Here is a 17,778-nt window from a genome sequence, read left to right as displayed (position 1 = left end):
TAAGTAATTCATGCTGAGGGTTTTCAGCGACAGCAACAGACAAGACAGCCTATGCAAAAAACTGAAGTAAAAATCCGCTTTACGCCACCGGCACACTGGAACACAGCGTTGCTACTTGGCAACCCGATATTTGCTGATTTATGTCAGCGTTTCCGCTTTGACCCGTTAACAGATTACCCTGATATTGGTTGGCTTAATCGGTGCATGGTGCAGTCGGGTGTGAGCTTTGTTGATAATGACATGCTTAGCGCTGATGGCCGCTACTATGAAGAATATATTTATGCCACTCAGTGCATACCTACCCGCAAGGACAACTGGCACGACTTTTTCGGTGCGCTGATCTGGTGTTTATATCCAAAAACCAAAGCGCTTTTAAATCAGCTGCATATGGCAGAAATTGCTCAGCACGGGCTGAAACAGCGCAGTAAGCTACGGAATAAATTAACGCTGTTTGATGAATGCGGCCTGGTGCTTTGCCTTGAACCGGCTGCATTTGAGCATGCTGAACTGCTGCGCCAGCACCAGTGGCAGCAAAGCTTTGTAACAAAGCGCAGCGACTGGTGGCAGGGCGTGCGGCCAATGATTTTTGGCCATGCCATATACGAAATGGCTACAGCCCCCTTTATTGGCTTAACGGCCAAAGCCTTATTTATTGAAGTACCGCCGGGTTTTAGCCAATGGTCTTTAACAGCTGCTTACAGTTTTGTTGATGCTAAATTGCACGAACAAATTGCTAACGAGGCAGTACTTCTTGATAATCAACAACTAACGCCTTTGCCATTGCTTGGCGTACCACGCTGGTATAACGATAATGAAGCAGCGGGGTTTTACCACAACACTGACTATTTCCGGCCAAAGCGTGAGCGCTAAAGCACCGACAACAGGACAGTTGCATGATTGATATTCAGGATTTAGCCAAGGCCTTTGCACTTGGTAAAAACAGCAAGTTATCCGATACCGAAAAACAAGATGTGCGTTACAGCAAAGAGGCATTTCACTCGGTGCGTAATGTCAGCTTTAGCTGCGGCGCGGGGGAAGTGTTGGGGCTGCTGGGGCCAAATGGCGCCGGTAAAACCACCACGCTACGTATGCTGTCTACTGCATTAAAACCCGATGCCGGATCAGTGTTGTTAAATGGCGTTGATGTATTAAAACAGCCGGTAAAAGCGCGCCAGCAAATCGGTTTTTTATCAGCGGATACCGGCCTGTACGGCAAACTAACCGCATTTGAAAATATTGCCTATTTTGGCCGTTTGCATGGCATGAAAGAAGATGCCTTAAAGCAGCGCATTGACGAGCTGTTTACGCTGCTTAATATGCATGATTTTGCCAACCGCCGTGCCGATAATATGTCTACCGGTATGAAGCAAAAAACCGCCATTGCCCGTGCAGTAGTGCACAGCCCTAAAGTGGTAATTCTGGATGAACCCACCACCGGGCTGGATATTATGACCGTGCAAACAGTGCTGGATTTTATCAAAGGCTTAAAAGCAGCCGGTACACCGGTTATTTTCTCTACCCACCATCTGGACGAAGTGGCATCACTTTGCGACAGAGTGGTTGTTATTGATAAAGGCATCAGTGCTTTTTCCGGGGATATCGGCCAGTTCAGGGCATTAACAGACAATGGTGATTTACGCGATGCATTTTTAAGCGTACTAAACAGTGCAACAAACCAGCAGGGAGCAGCATAAATGTGGCAAGTCTATCTGAAAGAACTTACTGAATTAATGCGCGATAAAAAAACGCTGATTTTTGTTATTTTACTGCCGATTTTTATCTTTCCGGTGATCTTTGGCGTAATGGGACTGGTGTTATCCAGTACCACCAATACGGCTATGCAGGCTGAGCACCGTTATGTGATTATTAACGCAGAGCAGGCGCCCAAATTTGCTGATGCGCTGTTTTATCATAAAAACTTTAAGCAGGTTAAAACGGATAAAACCAGCGAAGCAGATCTGGTGGCGGCTATCCGTAATGACGAGTTTGATGTCGCGATTGTGATCCCGGCCGATTTCTCTGCTAAGCGCCAGGCAGTCGAGCAATCACAGTGGCAGATTATTTATAACCAGTCATCACAATTTGACTTTATGTACCGCTACTTTGCTGAAGTGCTGGGCAATTTTAATGAACAGCTACAGCGCGATACGTTAATGCAGCTGAATGTCGACCCGGCAAACCTTGCTGCTATTATAAAACCGGTTGATGTGCAAAAAGTTGATACCGCCGCCAAGCGGGAAAATATCGGTGAAAAATTCGGTGCGGTAATTGCCTATATTCTTATTCCGTTATGTTTACTGGGCGCATCTTATCCGGCTATTGATATGGGCGCCGGTGAAAAAGAGCGCGGTACCTTGGAAACCCTGTTAATTTGCCCGATAAGCCGCGTTAGTATCGTACTGGGTAAGTTTTTTACGGTATTAACCACCGGCTTGGTAGGGGCGTTGATCACCGTAGGCAGCTTTGGGATCTGGGGCGCGATTATCGGCTCTTTCGCCGGTATGGCGGTAGTGCAGGAGGCAATGTCGGCGATAGCGATTACCGAGCTTATTCTGATTTTCTCGTTGTTGCTGCCGATCTCTGCGGTGTTTGCAGCCTTGCTACTGGCAATATCGATATACGCCCGTACCTTTAAAGAGGCTCAAAACTATATCAGCCCGCTGTCGATAATGATCTTTTTACCGTTGGTGGCCGCTATGATGCCCGGTGTTGAGTTAACAACCAAAACGGCATTGGTGCCAATAATGAACGTGGCACTGGCGATAAAAGAGCTGATTAAAGGTACTGCCGATTATGGTTTACTGGCGTTAATTTTTGGCTCTACCCTGGTGCTGGCCAGTGTTGCTATTGGCTTTTGCGTGCATTGGTTTCAGCAGGAAAAAGTGCTGTTTCGCTAATACTGCTAAGGCTTTAGCACCCAAACAGCGCCGGTTTTTACCGGCGTTGTTATTGCAACAGGTTCCGGTTTATAAATACTATTGATAATAATTCTTAGTAATATTAAAATGGCGGCGTTATATTAGCGGAGTACAGTTATGTACGTATGTCTGTGTAAAGCTGTTACCGATAAAGCCATTAAGCAAAAAGTGGCTGAAGGTGTATCTACCATGCGCGAACTGAAAATGTGCACTGGTGCGGGCAGCCAGTGTGGTAAGTGTGTCTGTCAGGCCCAGCAAATTCTGCATAACGAACTGGTACGTATTTCCGACGCCTCTTTAGCACTGGCACAGCCAGCTGCTTAATCTGCATTTATATGCTTATTTCAGGCATTTAAATTCTATATCTATTCTTTTTCCGCCCGGCACTGGTCATAATAACGCTAATAATTTAGGCTAAGCTCTGGCTTGGTGTAATCGCAGCAGTTATGGAAAAAGTATGGATAAAATTAATCAGGTTGCCATTGTTGGTGGTGTGCATGGCAATGAATTCTCAGGTATTTATTTAGTTAAGCAATATCAGGCTAAACCTGACATCGTCAGCCGCGCCAGTTTTACTACCGAGCTGGTATGGGCCAATCCCGAGGCGCATTACGCCAACAAACGTTATTTGCACAGTGATTTAAACCGCCAGTTTAAAAATACCGATTTAGCCAACCCCGGGCTGGCTAATTATGAGCAAAGCCGGGCCAAAGTGCTTAACGCCCAACTGGGTCCTAAAGGCAACGCCAAAACCGACTTGCTGATTGACTTGCATAACACCACCAGCAATATGGGCGCCTGCTTAATACTAACCCAGGCCGGGCCATTTTATAATCAGCTGGCCGCTTATGTAAAAATGGTGATGCCTGAAGCCATTATTTCCCGTGATGAAGATCACTTTGCCGCTGAAGATCACGTGCTGATGTGTACTGTAGGCCGTTATGGTGTGCTGGTAGAAGTAGGGCCACAGCCGCAATCGGTATTACGCCAGGATGTACTGGAATTAATGGACACCATGACGCGGCATATTCTCGATTTTGTTGAGCTGTACAACAATGCCAGCCTGCCGCCGCTGCCCAAACACACCGAAGCCTTTCGCTATTTGCACAGTATTAAGCTACCAATGAATGACAAGGGCGAGCGTATTGGTATGGTGCATAAAAATGTGCAGGACAAGGACTATCAGCCGATCAATCCCGGCGATCCTATCTTTACCTTGTTTGACGGCAGCGAGATTTATTACGATGGTGATGTAACGGTATACCCAACCTTTATTAACGAAGCCGCTTACTACGATAATAATCTGGCGATGTCATTAAATGAAAAAGTTGTTATTACGCTGGAGTAATATTGTTTAGTCTGATATCTGTATCATGTTCATTATTATGGTTTTCTTTTGGCAATTGCTGTGTTATTAAACTGTTATTAATGATCTGGTCTGGCGATGTCAATGGTACCGAATGAACGTTAAATTAAGCGCCTGGGTGTTAACTATAGTATTGTGTGTTTCAGCAAGTGCCGTAAAGGCACAGTCGCTGCGTTTTCTTACTGAGCATAACCCGCCGGGAGAATATCTGGACGAGCAGGGGGAGGTAAGTGGCGTAACAACCAGCCTGGTGCGTATACTGCAGCAGCGGTTGGACGACCCCGGCACTATAGAGCTGATGCCCTGGGGACGGGCGCTGAGTATTGCCAGATCTGAAGACAATATAGTGCTGTTTGAGACCGTGCGCACAACTGAGCGCGAACCCTGGTTTAAATGGGTCGGGCCGCTTAAGCACTATCAGATGACTTTATATGGCTTAAAGCACCGGGTAGGGGAGACACCGTCACTGGCCGCATTACCCAAAAGCTACACTGCCTGTAATTATCGTAATTCGGCCACTATAAATGATATTAAAGCCCTGGGCTTTACCGAAGGAAAAAACCTGATACTCACCAGTAAATCAGGTGATTGTCTGGATATGCTGCTGTTAGGCCGTGCTGATTTAATGGCAGTTAGCGAGCTGTCAGCGCCGGAGTTTTCAGCCAGTGCCGCAGAGGCCGGCAGCCAGTTGGTTAAGGTAAAGTATCTTAGTGAGCGTAAGCGTTATCTGGCGTTTTCCCGCAATGTATCAGACGAGCGTATTGCCCGCTGGCAGGCGGCACTGGAACAAAGCTACAGCGATGGCACCATGCGCCAGTTGTATCAGCCGGTGTATAGCGAGCAGATTATCAGGCGGTTAGAAGATTTTGCCGCTAATCAACAACAAAAAAACTGAAAAATCATTGCTTAGCCATATGTAAACACTGGCTGATTATTTACTATACTATTTCTTGTTTTTTTAATTTTTGTACTTTACTGGCGTAAACCTGATGAAGGAGTCTGATTGTGGTCAGAATTTCAGTTTGGCGTTCGTGCATTGCCGTGTTAGCCCTGACGTTATCAAGCACCGTAGCTGCTTTGGAACGGGGGCGTCAGCTACTGATCACAGAGCAGGCTGTTGCAGATAGCGTATTAAGCACGGTTGAAAATGCACTTTGGGCAAGTGATGGCAGCATTGCTGAAAAGCCGGTTTATATCGTATACAGCACTGAATGTGGCTGGAGTAAACGCCTGTATGAACAAAGCCGTCAGTTAGGCGATAAGCTGCAGCTACGCTGGATACCGGTGGCCGCTCGCGGCGCTGATACTGTAGTCGCTGAGCGTAGCGGTGCAAGCGTCGCTGCAGCCTTTGCCGGGCAGTTTGGCAGTGCCCCTGATAAAGCACTGGCTAAGCGCGGCGTTGATTACAATTATGCAGTAATGAACAGCTTGTCTTTTCAGTTTAAACCTTACTACAACGACAGCAGTTTTGCTTTTCCCACGCTGATTTATCAGACTGCTGATGGCGTAAAAGTGATTTCCGGTAATCCACCCAGTATTGATGTACTGCAACAGGAAGTGCTTACCCAGCCCGGCAAAGCTGGGTTGCAACCTGCAGCCGTTGAGCTTACAGCTGAGCCGGTTGTGGTACATAAAAGCCCGCGTTTATCTGCGTATGTTAACCTTAACAGCACATCTGCTAAGGTATTTGCTGCACCTGATCTTCGTGCGCCGCAGCTTGATCTGCTGGCTCAAGGCTTTGAAATGCCGGCAACCGGTATTGTTGCTAACAGCCCGTGGATTGAAGTTGCTCCTTGGGGTAATCGTGGGCCTAAAGCTTATATTCAGGATGAACTGACAGCCAGATTGGCATTATTATCATTTCAGGTTAAACGCAGCTCAGGTAACCTGGTTGCAGATAAGCCACTGCAAATACGTTCACACCCTGATTTATCGGCCCCGGTGCTGGATACTCTGGAAAAGGGTTATCAGCTTACTAAATCTGGTGTTGTCGAGTTAAATGGCAAAATATGGGATGAGATTATTCTGTATACAGACGGTACTAAAGGTTATGTTGCCCGTTAGATGTGATATTACATTATAGTTTTGCAAATCAGTAAGGCCCGTATCAGCGGGCCTTACTGATTTTAGGTGCAATAGATAATCAGAGCGTGTTGTAACTGTCTTTTTTCTGGATCAGTTCTATGGCGTAGTTATCCGGATCGCGCACAAAGGCGATTTCAGTAGTACCACCTTTTACCGGGCCGGGTTCACGGCTTATTACACCGCCTTTAGCACGTATCTTTTCGCAGGCGTCGTATACGTTTTCTACTTCCAGTGCGATATGGCCATAGGCATTGCCTAAATCGTAGCTGTCGGTACCCCAGTTGTAAGTCAGCTCTAACACGGTATTTTCGCTTTCATCGCCGTAGCCAACAAACGCCAGCGTATATTTGTACTCAGTGTTTTCTGACTGACGCAGCAGTTTCATGCCCAGTACTTCAGTGTAAAACGCCAGTGATTTTTCCAGATTACCCACGCGCAGCATGGTATGTAGCATTCTCATACAAACTCCTAATCGGTTCTGTCTCTAAACTTGCAGTGCAGGCGGTAATGGTAACATATTTTGTAGCACTATAAGGCACCACTGCAGCGGGTAGCTTTATAAGCGTATGCTACCCTAGATCACCGTGAATCCAGGAGAGTGGAGCGCTGTGACAGCGACATTACACCCTCGCTTAACTAAGTAAATGGTCACTATAACCATATCTGCCATCAGCACTACTACATCCTTAACCTAAATTATCACCACATACATAATGTTAAATTTGTTTATTTATTTGTAATAAAAATATTGCTTTGACAGGCAGGCTATTTATAATGTTAACCACTATTTTCTTTACAGGATGGTCGTAATGCTGGGATGGCAGCCTCTTAATCTTAAGGCGATAGCCGTTGGCTTGGGCCTGATACTTTCTGTATTAGCAACGAACGTGGAGGCAGGTGTGTTTGGTTGGTTAAAAAGAACAGAAATTCAATGGTCGCCTGAAGTACATGGTGTAATCGTTGAACATGATAAGCCGGTTGTTAATATTGAGGTCAAACGCCGCCTTTATTACGATGGCAAAGAACGTTACGACAGTGTTACCACCGATGACACTGGCCATTTTTACTTTCCTAGGAAAACCCTTAAGGTACGCCGAGTCTTGTTCGATGTCAGCATAGCACTAGAGCTTTATGTTGTGGATTACCCTAGTAAATCAGAGGAAGATCAAGTTTTTCGTCTGAGCACTCTGAATGACTTGGACTATAGAAGTGTAGATTTTGTGATGTCTGATATCCGCTGTGAGCTGACTGCTGAAGCAAAGGTAGACGAGCTAAAGAACCTTGAAATTCCCGGTAATTCAGCGCCGAATATTCGTTCTAAATGCACTTTTGCTCACGCGGAGATAGCCCTTTATTCAGATGAAGAAATTGAGCAACAAAGGTTGGAGCTTGAACGGATCATAGATAAACAAGAAGGATTTTAAAATGCAAAGAACACTCCCTCCAAAAACTGCTGCTTGGCTGGCGAATTCACCTTACGACGCAGAGAATATAAGAGCAGGACAAAAGTTTGTTCCTGACGCAAAAGAAGTAACAAGTCATTTTGATTTCAGTCAAACTGGTGGCGTAATTCACGGCACATCAGGAAGTGTGATATCCAAACTATTCAACCGCACGACCGGTTTTGCTATTGTCGGCAAGGGAAAAGGCCGGTTCAGTAGCGATGTTGCGGTGGGGATCCGTGGCACAAATATGAGCAGTGGCCGTGACTGGTTTAGTAATGCCAATGCCAGCTTAGCCGTAGCTGATAATCAAAGTGCTGTGCATTCAGGGTTTCAAAAAGTATTTAAAAGCATGCAGCCCACTTTGGAGAAGCAACTGGCACCGCTACTTAATACAAACAGCAATGGTATTGTTCATTGTGCAGGCCATAGCTTAGGTGGTGCATTGGCAAGCCTTGCTGCAATCTGGATAAAGCAACGCTTCGGCAATCACGTAGCACTCTATACATTTGGCGCGCCGCGAGTTGGGCTGAATGACTTTGCCATGAAATCGTCTGGCAGTATTGATAAAATCTATCGTTGCATACATGGTGATGACCCGGTGCCTATGGTGCCGGTATGGCCTTTTTACCATGCGCCAATAAACGGTAGTAGTGTTCTGCTTACCTCCGCTACCGGTATCAATATTTCATCTCACTCTATGCTTAAAAACCCTGGGTATACCAATACCGCCCGCGGTCAATGGGAAGACTTACAGCGCAGAGGTGACGTGGTTAAGGCCGTCCGCTTATGGTATGACCGCCGATTTGAATGCAGCTTCAGTACTCACTGGCAAGAGCGGCTAAGTCACGCTCTGATTACGTTGTTAAAAGATGCTGGCATGTTAACTGCGATATCTGTGCAAATGACTATTAGTGGCATTATGACGTTTTATGATGTGCTGGCTTTGGCAGTAGAAAAAATTGCAAACATAAGCAGCCAGTTTGCCGAGCAGGTGAAAGGCTTACTGGGCCATATGTTGGTATTTGCCGGTAAAGTGACCACAGCGGTTACTGAGCTGACTGTCCGTTTTATTCGCTGGGTGTTTAGGGTAACACTGGAGGCAATGTATCGCGTGGCTCGCAAAGCGATTGAGATGGTAAGTTAAGTTGTACCTATAGATAAACGTAGGTTTATTCCCTACAGTCCCCGGTTTGGTAGTGGCTATTTTAGAACAGGGCCGGCTGCTGCCGGCCTGTTACTATTAGCTATGTTTCACCAGATTCAGTGCCGGTAAGGGCCCGCCCGGAAATTGCGCTAACCGGCCTTGTTCCAGATTACCAAGGTCAATGCTGAAGAACCCCAGCTTCTCTATCAATGCCGCTACTGTCTGCTTGGCGGCTTGATGTTCACCTGAGTAAAACAGCACCCTTTTGCCACCTTCTGCTGCCGGGTTGGCCAACAGCGCCGGCGGCAGATGGTTAAAAGCTTTCACCAGTTGAGCGCCCGGTAGCATGTCGGCAACCACCTGACTGGACGCTTTGCCCGCTAAGTCAAACGGTTTGAACAACGGTGCCTCTATTGGATTGTTTGTATCGACCACAATCCGCCCCCGCCAGGGCCCCAGCGCTTGCACCGCTTGCGGCAGCTTTGACCAGTTCACCGCCAGAAATACGATGTCGGCGCGACTCGCTTCCTGCACGGTTACTGCCTGAGCGTTTCCCCCTAAGCCGGCGACCAGCGCGGCCAGACTTGCCGGACCACGGCTGTTGGCAATGCCAACCTTAATGCCGTTTTGCGTCAACAGCTTTGCAATGGCGGCACCGATAGCACCGGCGCCAATAATACCGATATTCATCATCAGCTCCTTATGCGGTAAAGCCGCCGTCAACCATCAGTTCAGCACCGGAAACAAAGCCCGCTGCCGGACTGGCCAGGTATGCAACAGCGCTGGCGATATCTTTACCTTCGCCATAGCGGCCTACAGCAATTTTCGGCCTGACGAAATCAGCTACCGGGCCATCTGCTGGGTTCATATCACTGTCTGTAGGGCCCGGATGTACAGTATTAACAGTAATACCGCGCGGACCTAAATCTCGCACCAGACCACGGGTAAAACCGGTAACCGCGCCTTTGGTTAACGTATAAGCCGACGCTGTGCCAAAAGCTGCATGTTGCACCATTGAGCTGCCAATATGAATTATGCGGCCGCCTTCACTCATGTGCTTCAGGGCTTCTTGCGTAGCAACAAAAACACCGGTGACGTTAACAGCCAGAATACGTTCAAAATCGGCAAAGGCGATTTCTTCCGGTTGGCCCAGCACACTGATACCAGCGTTGTTTACCAGAATATCAACCTTGCCAAAACTGGCGGCGACCTGGCTGATAGCGTTACGTACTGCCTGCGGGTTACCGGCATCAGCCTGAATGGCTAATGCTTTGCCACCTGCCGCCTGAATGTCGGCAACTAAAGCTTCGGCCCGCTCAGGAGAAGCATGGTAAGTGAAGGCTACCGTAGCGCCATCTGCGGCCAGGCGGCGAACAATAGCAGCACCTATACTGCGTGAGCCGCCGGTAACAACGGCAAATTTATTAGTTAGTGGTGTAGTGTATGACATGGTTATTTCCTCATTCCGGGTTAAGTTCAGCGTCGTTTCCTGTCTGGCTTATTGCCTAAGGTTCGGGCTAACTATAGAGCGCACGACTTTGCCCCGGTAGCCGGCAATAGCTATAATCACTTTCAACTAAACATTGAAAATAGCCCTATGGAAACCTTGTCGAATATTGAGTCTTTTGTCCGCAGCGCCGAGCAGGGCAGCTTTTCTGCAGCCGCGCGGCAACTGGCGCTAACCCCCGCTGCGGTATCACGTAATGTGGCGCAGCTGGAGCGTAACCTCGGTGTGCGGTTATTTCAGCGCAGTACCCGCAAGCTCACACTGACTGAAGCCGGCGAGCAGTTTCTTGCCGGCGTGGCAGATAATTTGAATACCATTCAGGCGGCTATTTCTGATGTCACGCAAAACGCTGGTCAGCCGGCTGGCAACTTGCGAATGAGCCTGAGTCCGGGCTTTGGCGTTGAACATATTTTGCCGTTAATGCCCGGTTTTTTGCAGTGTTATCCGGCCGTAACATTAGATTGGCAGCTATCCAACCGTCAGGTGAACTTGATTGCTGATGGTTTTGATGTAGCCATTGGTGGTGGTATTGAGCTCACTCCCGGCGTAGTTGCCAGACGGCTGGCGCCGGTGCATGTGATCGTGGTCGCAGCGCCAAAATTGCTGGCAGGTAAAGGTAAACTGCAACACCCCGACCAACTGCGGGACTTGCCGGGCTTAGTGATGCGCTCGCCGCAAAGTGGCAAGTTGCATCATTATCATTTCCGCGGGCCAGGCGGTGAAGATTGTGCGCCGCACTTTAACGCCCGCTTTATCGCCGACGATCCTGACGCGCTGACCCGTGCTGCAGTTATGGGCATGGGGGTTGCCGCAGTAGCTATGCCGCATGCTAGAGTACATTTACTTAGTGGTGCCTTAGTGCGCTTGTTACCGCAATGGCATGCCGATCTTGGCAATATCAATTTGTATTTTGCCGGCAACCGGCTGATGCCGGCGAAAACACGGGCTTTAATCGATTACATCACAACTGAATTTGACAGCCAGCAGCTGGTAAAGCAATTTAGTGCAGGGGAATGAATCTTATTAGTCCGTAAAGGCTTATTACGAGATAGCGTGTTTATATATTTTTGTTTGAAATAGAGCAATTTGTTCGGAGTTTATTAACTCCCATGAGGGCTTATGAGCAACAAAGTTATTTATGTGAAAGCACATTTCAAACCCACATATGGCAAGCCAGGAGTTCTGAAATCGTTATTTGGCTCTACACAAACGGGAAGTCAGGCAAAGCCTCCGGAAGGCATGGAGCACAAAGGGTGGTCAGATTGTGAGATTGATGGTGAACGATTAACTGAAGATATTGCAATTGCTATTGAACAGCTAAATAGCGCAGGGTTTGATTTACACAGCGTGGAGAATATTGTTTCTGGGCGATACAACTCAGACTACTCCACTACTGAAAAGTCCAGTTATGGATGGGGTTATGGTTTTAGTTTTACCGAAGGCGTGATCGTTATCGGGAAAAAGTAGATTGCTGCACAGTCTTTTACACGAAGCGAATTGTCTATTAATTGCTGCTAAGGCATCTGCATAATCCCGAATCTGTCTTTCCTGGTAGTTAATGTCTTTGGAATGTCAGAATAAGCCAGTGGTGCACGTCGAGCTTAAACTCGTCTGGCACCACTTTAAGCAATTTGTGTTCTACCTCGTCGACATTTTTACCTGGCGCCAGTTTAGGGCGGTTAGATACGCGGAAGATATGGGTATCTGCGGCTATGGTGGGCCAGCTAAATATCGCAGTGCGGTAGCTGATGGCAACATATTCAGCTGTCTCGGAAAGACAGCTTAGTGGCAAAAGCTGATATTGGAGTTGGTATTTAACGTCTGAAAATAGCTGTATTTATATGCATATAATGCCCAAGCCCGGTTCGTGCTTTGTTTAGCGGGTTAACCCGTATTTTTCGCCCGCACAAATACCAATTGTAATTGTAAGTTGTTGTAAGTTTTAAAGACGCAGTGTAATGTTCTGTACATTAAATTTACAAAGGCAGGGTAACCCGTGTTTAAAAGCGGGTCGACCCGCCCAATAAGCGTTAGCTGAAAAGGAAAGTCAGTTGAATATTTCGAGATTCATTTTTGTCTTCTTAACGTTTTTATCATTCTCAGCATATGCAGATAAGCGGACTTATATAAACTTGGATGGCACGGCGGATGTTCTTAATTTATACGGGATCAATCTAAAGGCGATGGAGCCAGAACACAGCCCTATCGGATTCAGATATACAGTAACGTACCCGACAAAAGTTAGAAATGGATACGAAATTGAGCTGGTGAGATTGCAGATAACAGAAGATAAATACGAGGTTTTCCAAACTGATTTATTTTCAGGCATTGCCGAGAATTCAACCAATAAGCATACTTTCAATTTCAAAAATGGCATGGGTAAAATACTTTCAATCAGCTTTTTATATCACTCTGTCGTTGAATCAAAAGTTATTAGCATAGGAGTTGAAGATATCAGTTCTGCACCAGTTGAGTTCGTGATGTGAACAATCAGTGTTTTCAGGTTCGCAATTGGCAGTTGATGGTTGGTTTTCAGCTAACAAGCAAAGGCAGCCCACGCTTACAGCGCTGCTGCTTTGGGCGTTATGCATTAAGTGGGGTACGGAGTTTATGAGCAAACAAATTGTTATGGCAACCTGGGTAATAACAATAAGTTCGCTTCTGTGGCTTCTTAGTAAGGCTAAACCAGAGTGTCTATTTTTTGATTGGCTAAATTATTTAACAATTTTGGTTGTGGGTATTTTCGCGGGTAATGCCTTGTCAAAAATGCACTCAACACATAAATCAAAGCCTCAGTGGGCTGCCTTGATGAAGTTGATATTGCCATTTTATGTCGGCGTTGCATGCATTATATGCGGTGTTTTATTTTCAGCTACTAACTTTTTAGGGAGTCAATGGCCTGGCTTTTTCCTCGCAATATTCGGTATTGTTTTTTACCAAATAGTGCTGACCAAAGCTGACTTTTTTTATAGGCAGCTATAAATGCATAACAATCGCCATCAAAAACGCGCCCGTTGGGCGCTCGACTCGCAACAAGTTGCTCGCGTTTGTGGCGGGCGTTATGCACCAGCAGGGGTAGCTCATGGAACCTGACAGAATCTACTTCAAGGATAACCCTTGGCCAGAGGGGCATCCAATTAAGACGTTCTCATGGTCGGCAAAAGAGGTGGATGGCGATGTATGGTTCGATATACATCTTGAGTCTGCAGATTATTACTCTGAGCGCGACATAGAGGATGATGAAAATTTCGACTACTCATCGGATTGGGCGGCACCAATCGTCTGGGGAAATTATCACTCATGCAAGCTATCTTCCAACTATTGGCATGATGGTGGGTTCAAGGTATGTGCCGTCACAGAGTACACGCCGGAGTTCCTAGACGGTTTCGAGTTGGTAGTGGACCCGACCCCCGAAACCATAGAAGACTGGGATGATCTCGCATTTCACATATACCTGCTAGGCCATGATGCCGTTGGCAAGCACAGGATCAGGTTTGAGCGAGTCGGCAATTCCATGCAGTTCAAGGTTACGTGGTTGGGGGCGATCGCTCAGGCATATGTGGGAGACTACGAGTTCAAACACGAGTTTTCTGCTTTGGTGGCTGCAGCGGACTTTCCAGCTCTACCAAACAAGAGTGCATAACAAATTGCTGCACTCGGAAAATTACTCGCTGCGCTCCTAATTTTCCGGTGAGCAAAGCGTTATGTTTTAGGTGAATCGAGAATGCGGTGTTTTGTTTTCCTATATCTGTTAAGTTTTGCTTCTTATGGATCATCATGCGTTCAAAGTGATGAGCAAGTAACAGCATGGAGATCAAAATATGCTCACTTGTTTGATGTAAGTATGCAGATTAATAATAATTTATTCTCTGTTTATATAGATTTGCCAGTAACAATTGAAGAAAGAGCACTTCATTCTGTTTGGGTTGTCGTGGGCGATCTAAATGCCCCATTGATTGCTTTGCCAACAACAGTGTTTGAAGAAGATGGGAAGACAAGAGCTTGGTTCGTCGCTAAACCAATTGATAACGAAGAATATAAATTTATCATTAGTTACGGAACAGGTTGCAGTATTTCAATTGAAGTACCAGTTGAGTTTAAAGAAAAAACATAACAAGCGGCTGTTGTCGTGTCTTTGGCGCTGGCTAGGAGCACAATTTGCGACCATTTTACTTTCTAATACTTTCATTTTCATTATTTGCTACTGCTGACAAGTGGCCAGAACCGCTTTTGTCTTCAACCGTCAGTGAAGACTCATCGATAATAGTTAGGGTCACTCCTGGCAATGGCTTTTTTAAATTGGAATCGGAAATTAAAAATGCGGTTGCAGATGTGTATATCTGGAATGGTTCTAACGGATATGATTATTCTCGTAGTGTGATCTTATTGAACCCAGCTGCTCCATTGGACATATTTGTAGATGACGATGGTTATATTATTACCTTAGATAATTGGTATGAGACTGGATATGGCAAAGCGGTAGTGATTTATGACCAATCCGGAGATATTGTTAAATCATATGAGCTGACTGAGTTATTTCCAGATAGCGTTGAGTTCAACAAACTCTCAAGGTCGGTATCTTCATTACATTGTCGCTGTCGGGAATTGGACGCCGAGTTTAATTATGGGTACTTTTACGTGCCGCATATGCTCGGTGGCAGCTTCAGATTTGATTATAAAAAAGGCAAATATGACCGCATTATGCCAAATGAACGTTGTAAAAATGGTAGCTAACAATCGCCATTAAAAACGCGCCCTTTGGGCGCTCGACTCGCAACACGTTGCTCGCGCTTGTGGCGGGCGTTAGCCATTATCGAGAATTATGATGAAGTACTTACATCTGCTTTTTGTTTTAACGATTTTCAGTTCTGAGTTATTAGCTTGCTCTTTTGCAAGTTGGGAGCCTTTTGAGCCGACACTTGAACGCTGGAAGCAAAATCCTGGTCCAGCTCAACTTGATAAAGCTAGCGGAGGTGAGTATTGGGAAAGTGCTCCAGCACCAGTTGTTTTAGTCTCAGAGATTGTACGTGCCACCTATAAATCTGGAGAGCCTTGTAGTGATGCCGGATTAATTCTACTCGATGTTACTTTGCCGGATGATTCAAGCTACCGTATAGAAGAGTTTGGTGTTTACTTGAGGATACAGAGTGGCTCAACTCCAGACCTTATTTTTCCTGACATTCCAGTTATTGGAAGAATCGAGGGTAGAAAAATGACATTGTTATTTCCCTGGCTTGATTCTCATCCTTCTAGGCAATATCCGCTAGATTTGGTTTTAGAAGCAACTTTAGTTACAAATGGTCTTAACATTGGCAAACCAACAGTTTTCCACATCAAGCAAGATAATAGCTAACCAGCGCAGCCACAAACGGCCACTGCGTGTCCTGAACCTTAACCGCTGCGCGGGTTTCGGCCTGTGTTGCGAGCGTCATGTTTTAAGGGAAATAATATGGATGTAATCTTCGACCTAGAAAAAGATAGTACTGATTGGGCCTCTGAAATAAATACTGAGCTCCAATCATCATTTCCAAAGTTCTTTGCAGCGAGTCCTCATATCGGCACATCAGAATGATGGGCTTCGTTGTCGCCGGATATCTCAAAGGGCAAAATTACGCACGTTGGTCCGGTTGTAGAAGATGGCCAGCTTTACGACATAGTTGCAATCGAGCCTTTGGATGAAGATCTAAATGGTGCTCAACCTGGCGCAATCGGACAACCTGAGTTTTCTCTGGCAAGAGAGGATTATTGGCTCTCTGACAGTGTTCGTGAAGGTAAATTTGTTCAGATTGAGTCTGTAACGTTGTTGCCTACTGGTGAGCTGGATGAGCATTCAATCTACATCGAGACAAAGGTGTCGGTGTGGTAAAACATAACAATCCGCGTCATTCGGGGCCTGCGGCTCTTGCGCCGCTCACAAGTTCGCACGCATGCGCAGGGCGTTAATATCCGCTAATCGCACAAATCAGCCATTTAACTATTCCGTCTTTTCTTTAAACTCGCACAAATCTTCAATAATACAGCTGCCGCAGCGCGGTTTGCGCGCTACGCAGGTGTAACGGCCGTGCAGGATTAGCCAGTGGTGTACGTCGAGCTTAAACTCGTCTGGCACCACTTTAAGCAATTTGTGTTCTACCTCGTCGACATTTTTACCTGGCGCCAGTTTAGTGCGGTTGGATACGCGGAAAATATGTGTATCTACGGCTATGGTAGGCCAGCGAAAGGCGGTGTTTAGCACCACATTGGCGGTTTTGCGGCCAACGCCGGGGAGGGCTTCTAAGGCTTCACGACTTTCCGGCACTTCGCCGCCGTGTTGTTCTACCAGAATACGGCAGGTTTTAATGACGTTTTCGGCTTTGGTATTAAACAGGCCAATGGTTTTAATGTAGTGCTTTACGCCGTCAACGCCTAAATCCAGCATTGCCTGTGGGGTGCGTGCTGCCGGAAAAAAATGTTTAGTAGCTTTATTTACCCCTACATCGGTGGCCTGAGCGGATAACAGCACGGCTATCAGTAGCTCGAAAGGCGAGCTGTATTCCAGCTCGGTAGTGGGTTTTGGGTTAGCTGCGCGCAGGCGGCTGAGTATTTCTATGCGTTTTTGTTTATTCATCTGTTTTTTTACTGCGCAGCGCCGGTAACACGGGCTCGGGCGATACTGCCTTTTTCCACCGCCTGGCGTTGTTTAAGTTTATTATCAATAACGTTTTTCAGTGCAATCAGCAGCCCCATACCAAGGAATGCTCCGGGTGGCAGCATAGCCAGCAGAAAATGACTGTCGGCGTGGAATACTTCTATCCGTAATGCTTTGGCCCAATCACCCAGTAATAAGTCGGCACCGTCAAACAAGGTGCCCTGGCCGAGTACTTCGCGCATGGCGCCCAGTACCAGCAATACCAGCATAAAACCTAAGCCCATCATAATGGCGTCAATGGCAGAGGGTAGCACCGGGTTTTTTGAGGCAAAGGCTTCAGCCCGGCCGATAATGGCGCAGTTAGTGACAATTAATGGAATAAAAATACCTAAAGACAGGTACAAGTCATAGGTATAGGCATTCATCAGCAATTGTACGGCGGTAACCAGGCTGGCAATAATTAATACAAATACCGGAATGCGAATTTCGCTGGCAACATGGTTACGCACTAAAGATACCGCGATATTGGAACCCAGGAGCACCAGTAATGTTGCTGCCCCCAGCCCCAGCGCATTGGTAACGGTGGCGGTAACGGCCAGCAGCGGGCACAGGCCCAGCAGCTGCACCAGGCCGGGGTTGTTTTTCCATAAACCCTGCAGGGTTAGTTCTTTAAACTGACTCATTG

The 17,778-nt window shown here is 46.6% G+C and carries 23 protein-coding genes and 1 pseudogene; 18 read left to right on the top strand and 6 right to left on the bottom strand.

The window, feature by feature from the left end; translation table 11 throughout:
- Nucleotides 1–51 precede the first annotated feature (51 nt).
- The 7 genes from M2404_RS08120 (at nucleotide 52) to M2404_RS08090 (ending at nucleotide 6,348) form a co-directional block, all read left to right on the top strand.
- Nucleotides 52–870 (top strand): DUF3025 domain-containing protein, encoded by an 819-nt coding sequence (locus tag M2404_RS08120; RefSeq protein ID WP_259239222.1) that lies wholly within the window; start codon nucleotides 52–54, stop codon nucleotides 868–870.
- 23 nt (nucleotides 871–893) lie between these two features.
- Nucleotides 894–1,694, top strand: coding sequence for an ATP-binding cassette domain-containing protein (locus M2404_RS08115; RefSeq protein ID WP_259239221.1), 801 nt, complete (start codon nucleotides 894–896; stop codon nucleotides 1,692–1,694).
- The gene (locus M2404_RS08110; protein ID WP_259239220.1) at nucleotides 1,695–2,897 is read left to right on the top strand and encodes an ABC transporter permease; all 1,203 of its coding nucleotides are present in this window, start codon (nucleotides 1,695–1,697) and stop codon (nucleotides 2,895–2,897) included.
- Nucleotides 2,898–3,035: 138 nt separating this feature from the next.
- Nucleotides 3,036–3,242, top strand: coding sequence for a bacterioferritin-associated ferredoxin (locus M2404_RS08105; protein WP_259239219.1), 207 nt, complete (start codon nucleotides 3,036–3,038; stop codon nucleotides 3,240–3,242).
- Nucleotides 3,243–3,375: 133 nt separating this feature from the next.
- The gene (locus tag M2404_RS08100; RefSeq protein ID WP_259239218.1) at nucleotides 3,376–4,266 is read left to right on the top strand and encodes an aspartoacylase; all 891 of its coding nucleotides are present in this window, start codon (nucleotides 3,376–3,378) and stop codon (nucleotides 4,264–4,266) included.
- Nucleotides 4,267–4,378: 112 nt separating this feature from the next.
- Nucleotides 4,379–5,179, top strand: coding sequence for a substrate-binding periplasmic protein (locus tag M2404_RS08095; RefSeq protein ID WP_259239217.1), 801 nt, complete (start codon nucleotides 4,379–4,381; stop codon nucleotides 5,177–5,179).
- A 110-nt stretch (nucleotides 5,180–5,289) separates the two neighbouring features.
- Nucleotides 5,290–6,348, top strand: a complete 1,059-nt coding sequence (locus M2404_RS08090) for a hypothetical protein (RefSeq protein ID WP_259239216.1) — start codon at nucleotides 5,290–5,292, stop codon at nucleotides 6,346–6,348.
- Between the two features lie 79 nt (nucleotides 6,349–6,427).
- Here the strand turns inward: M2404_RS08090 and gloA are convergent, their stop codons facing one another.
- Nucleotides 6,428–6,829, bottom strand: coding sequence for a lactoylglutathione lyase (gene gloA, locus M2404_RS08085; RefSeq protein WP_259239215.1), 402 nt, complete (start codon nucleotides 6,827–6,829; stop codon nucleotides 6,428–6,430).
- Nucleotides 6,830–7,178: 349 nt separating this feature from the next.
- Here gloA and M2404_RS08080 point away from each other — a divergent pair, with 349 nt between their 5' ends.
- Both M2404_RS08080 and M2404_RS08075 read left to right on the top strand, forming a co-directional pair.
- Nucleotides 7,179–7,793, top strand: a complete 615-nt coding sequence (locus tag M2404_RS08080; RefSeq protein ID WP_259239214.1) for a DUF6795 domain-containing protein — start codon at nucleotides 7,179–7,181, stop codon at nucleotides 7,791–7,793.
- 166 nt (nucleotides 7,794–7,959) lie between these two features.
- The gene (locus M2404_RS08075; protein WP_259239213.1) at nucleotides 7,960–8,958 is read left to right on the top strand and encodes a lipase family protein; all 999 of its coding nucleotides are present in this window, start codon (nucleotides 7,960–7,962) and stop codon (nucleotides 8,956–8,958) included.
- Nucleotides 8,959–9,054: 96 nt separating this feature from the next.
- Here the strand turns inward: M2404_RS08075 and M2404_RS08070 are convergent, their stop codons facing one another.
- Entirely contained in the window at nucleotides 9,055–9,651 is a 597-nt protein-coding gene (locus M2404_RS08070) for an NADPH-dependent F420 reductase (protein WP_259239212.1), read from the bottom strand.
- Between the two features lie 7 nt (nucleotides 9,652–9,658).
- Nucleotides 9,659–10,408, bottom strand: a complete 750-nt coding sequence (locus M2404_RS08065; protein ID WP_259239211.1) for a 3-oxoacyl-ACP reductase family protein — start codon at nucleotides 10,406–10,408, stop codon at nucleotides 9,659–9,661.
- Nucleotides 10,409–10,555: 147 nt separating this feature from the next.
- On the opposite strand from M2404_RS08065, the gene M2404_RS08060 reads away from it, so the two are divergent.
- Nucleotides 10,556–11,482, top strand: a complete 927-nt coding sequence (locus tag M2404_RS08060; protein ID WP_259239210.1) for a LysR family transcriptional regulator — start codon at nucleotides 10,556–10,558, stop codon at nucleotides 11,480–11,482.
- A 102-nt stretch (nucleotides 11,483–11,584) separates the two neighbouring features.
- Entirely contained in the window at nucleotides 11,585–11,932 is a 348-nt protein-coding gene (locus tag M2404_RS08055) for a hypothetical protein (RefSeq protein ID WP_259239209.1), read from the top strand.
- A gap of 106 nt (nucleotides 11,933–12,038) precedes the next feature.
- Here M2404_RS08055 and M2404_RS08050 read toward each other — a convergent pair.
- A pseudogene (locus M2404_RS08050) lies at nucleotides 12,039–12,194 on the bottom strand (endonuclease III); the annotation flags it as partial.
- A 322-nt stretch (nucleotides 12,195–12,516) separates the two neighbouring features.
- Between M2404_RS08050 and M2404_RS08045 the strand changes: the two are divergent.
- The 7 genes from M2404_RS08045 (at nucleotide 12,517) to M2404_RS08015 (ending at nucleotide 16,331) form a co-directional block, all read left to right on the top strand.
- Nucleotides 12,517–12,951 carry a hypothetical protein gene (locus tag M2404_RS08045; RefSeq protein WP_259239208.1) on the top strand — a complete coding sequence of 145 codons (435 nt, stop codon included), beginning with the start codon at nucleotides 12,517–12,519 and terminating at the stop codon, nucleotides 12,949–12,951.
- 25 nt (nucleotides 12,952–12,976) lie between these two features.
- On the top strand, nucleotides 12,977–13,447 hold the full coding sequence (locus M2404_RS08040) for a hypothetical protein (RefSeq protein ID WP_259239207.1): 471 nt from the start codon (nucleotides 12,977–12,979) through the stop codon (nucleotides 13,445–13,447).
- 100 nt (nucleotides 13,448–13,547) lie between these two features.
- A complete protein-coding gene (locus tag M2404_RS08035; RefSeq protein ID WP_259239206.1) occupies nucleotides 13,548–14,108 on the top strand; it encodes a hypothetical protein in 561 nt (186 codons plus the stop codon).
- A gap of 81 nt (nucleotides 14,109–14,189) precedes the next feature.
- Nucleotides 14,190–14,579 (top strand): hypothetical protein, encoded by a 390-nt coding sequence (locus tag M2404_RS08030; RefSeq protein WP_259239205.1) that lies wholly within the window; start codon nucleotides 14,190–14,192, stop codon nucleotides 14,577–14,579.
- Nucleotides 14,580–14,623: 44 nt separating this feature from the next.
- Complete coding sequence (locus M2404_RS08025) at nucleotides 14,624–15,199, top strand: hypothetical protein (RefSeq protein WP_259239204.1); 576 nt, start codon at nucleotides 14,624–14,626, stop codon at nucleotides 15,197–15,199.
- 88 nt (nucleotides 15,200–15,287) lie between these two features.
- Nucleotides 15,288–15,818 carry a hypothetical protein gene (locus M2404_RS08020; RefSeq protein ID WP_259239203.1) on the top strand — a complete coding sequence of 177 codons (531 nt, stop codon included), beginning with the start codon at nucleotides 15,288–15,290 and terminating at the stop codon, nucleotides 15,816–15,818.
- Nucleotides 15,819–16,046: 228 nt separating this feature from the next.
- Nucleotides 16,047–16,331 carry a hypothetical protein gene (locus M2404_RS08015; protein WP_259239202.1) on the top strand — a complete coding sequence of 95 codons (285 nt, stop codon included), beginning with the start codon at nucleotides 16,047–16,049 and terminating at the stop codon, nucleotides 16,329–16,331.
- Between the two features lie 108 nt (nucleotides 16,332–16,439).
- Here the strand turns inward: M2404_RS08015 and nth are convergent, their stop codons facing one another.
- Both nth and M2404_RS08005 read right to left on the bottom strand, forming a co-directional pair.
- On the bottom strand, nucleotides 16,440–17,072 hold the full coding sequence (gene nth / locus M2404_RS08010) for an endonuclease III (RefSeq protein ID WP_259239201.1): 633 nt from the start codon (nucleotides 17,070–17,072) through the stop codon (nucleotides 16,440–16,442).
- A gap of 8 nt (nucleotides 17,073–17,080) precedes the next feature.
- Complete coding sequence (locus M2404_RS08005) at nucleotides 17,081–17,776, bottom strand: electron transport complex subunit E (RefSeq protein WP_259239200.1); 696 nt, start codon at nucleotides 17,774–17,776, stop codon at nucleotides 17,081–17,083.
- Nucleotides 17,777–17,778: the final 2 nt, after the last annotated feature.

The organism is Rheinheimera pacifica (assembly GCF_024809855.1).
Lineage (GTDB): Bacteria > Pseudomonadota > Gammaproteobacteria > Enterobacterales > Alteromonadaceae > Alishewanella > Alishewanella pacifica_A.
This window is presented reverse-complemented; position numbering and strand designations above follow the sequence as displayed.

What these genes read in the sequence shown, in the direction of transcription:
- M2404_RS08120 (WP_259239222.1), top strand. Translation starts at nt 52, where the DNA reads ATGCAAAAAACTGAAGTAAAAATCCGCTTTACGCCACCGGCACACTGG.
- M2404_RS08115 (WP_259239221.1), top strand. Translation starts at nt 894, where the DNA reads ATGATTGATATTCAGGATTTAGCCAAGGCCTTTGCACTTGGTAAAAAC.
- M2404_RS08110 (WP_259239220.1), top strand. Translation starts at nt 1,695, where the DNA reads ATGTGGCAAGTCTATCTGAAAGAACTTACTGAATTAATGCGCGATAAA.
- M2404_RS08105 (WP_259239219.1), top strand. Translation starts at nt 3,036, where the DNA reads ATGTACGTATGTCTGTGTAAAGCTGTTACCGATAAAGCCATTAAGCAA.
- M2404_RS08100 (WP_259239218.1), top strand. Translation starts at nt 3,376, where the DNA reads ATGGATAAAATTAATCAGGTTGCCATTGTTGGTGGTGTGCATGGCAAT.
- M2404_RS08095 (WP_259239217.1), top strand. Translation starts at nt 4,379, where the DNA reads ATGAACGTTAAATTAAGCGCCTGGGTGTTAACTATAGTATTGTGTGTT.
- gloA (WP_259239215.1), bottom strand. Translation starts at nt 6,829, where the DNA reads ATGAGAATGCTACATACCATGCTGCGCGTGGGTAATCTGGAAAAATCA.
- M2404_RS08080 (WP_259239214.1), top strand. Translation starts at nt 7,179, where the DNA reads ATGCTGGGATGGCAGCCTCTTAATCTTAAGGCGATAGCCGTTGGCTTG.
- M2404_RS08070 (WP_259239212.1), bottom strand. Translation starts at nt 9,651, where the DNA reads ATGATGAATATCGGTATTATTGGCGCCGGTGCTATCGGTGCCGCCATT.
- M2404_RS08065 (WP_259239211.1), bottom strand. Translation starts at nt 10,408, where the DNA reads ATGTCATACACTACACCACTAACTAATAAATTTGCCGTTGTTACCGGC.
- M2404_RS08060 (WP_259239210.1), top strand. Translation starts at nt 10,556, where the DNA reads ATGGAAACCTTGTCGAATATTGAGTCTTTTGTCCGCAGCGCCGAGCAG.
- M2404_RS08055 (WP_259239209.1), top strand. Translation starts at nt 11,585, where the DNA reads ATGAGCAACAAAGTTATTTATGTGAAAGCACATTTCAAACCCACATAT.
- M2404_RS08035 (WP_259239206.1), top strand. Translation starts at nt 13,548, where the DNA reads ATGGAACCTGACAGAATCTACTTCAAGGATAACCCTTGGCCAGAGGGG.
- M2404_RS08030 (WP_259239205.1), top strand. Translation starts at nt 14,190, where the DNA reads ATGCGGTGTTTTGTTTTCCTATATCTGTTAAGTTTTGCTTCTTATGGA.
- M2404_RS08020 (WP_259239203.1), top strand. Translation starts at nt 15,288, where the DNA reads ATGATGAAGTACTTACATCTGCTTTTTGTTTTAACGATTTTCAGTTCT.
- nth (WP_259239201.1), bottom strand. Translation starts at nt 17,072, where the DNA reads ATGAATAAACAAAAACGCATAGAAATACTCAGCCGCCTGCGCGCAGCT.
- M2404_RS08005 (WP_259239200.1), bottom strand. Translation starts at nt 17,776, where the DNA reads ATGAGTCAGTTTAAAGAACTAACCCTGCAGGGTTTATGGAAAAACAAC.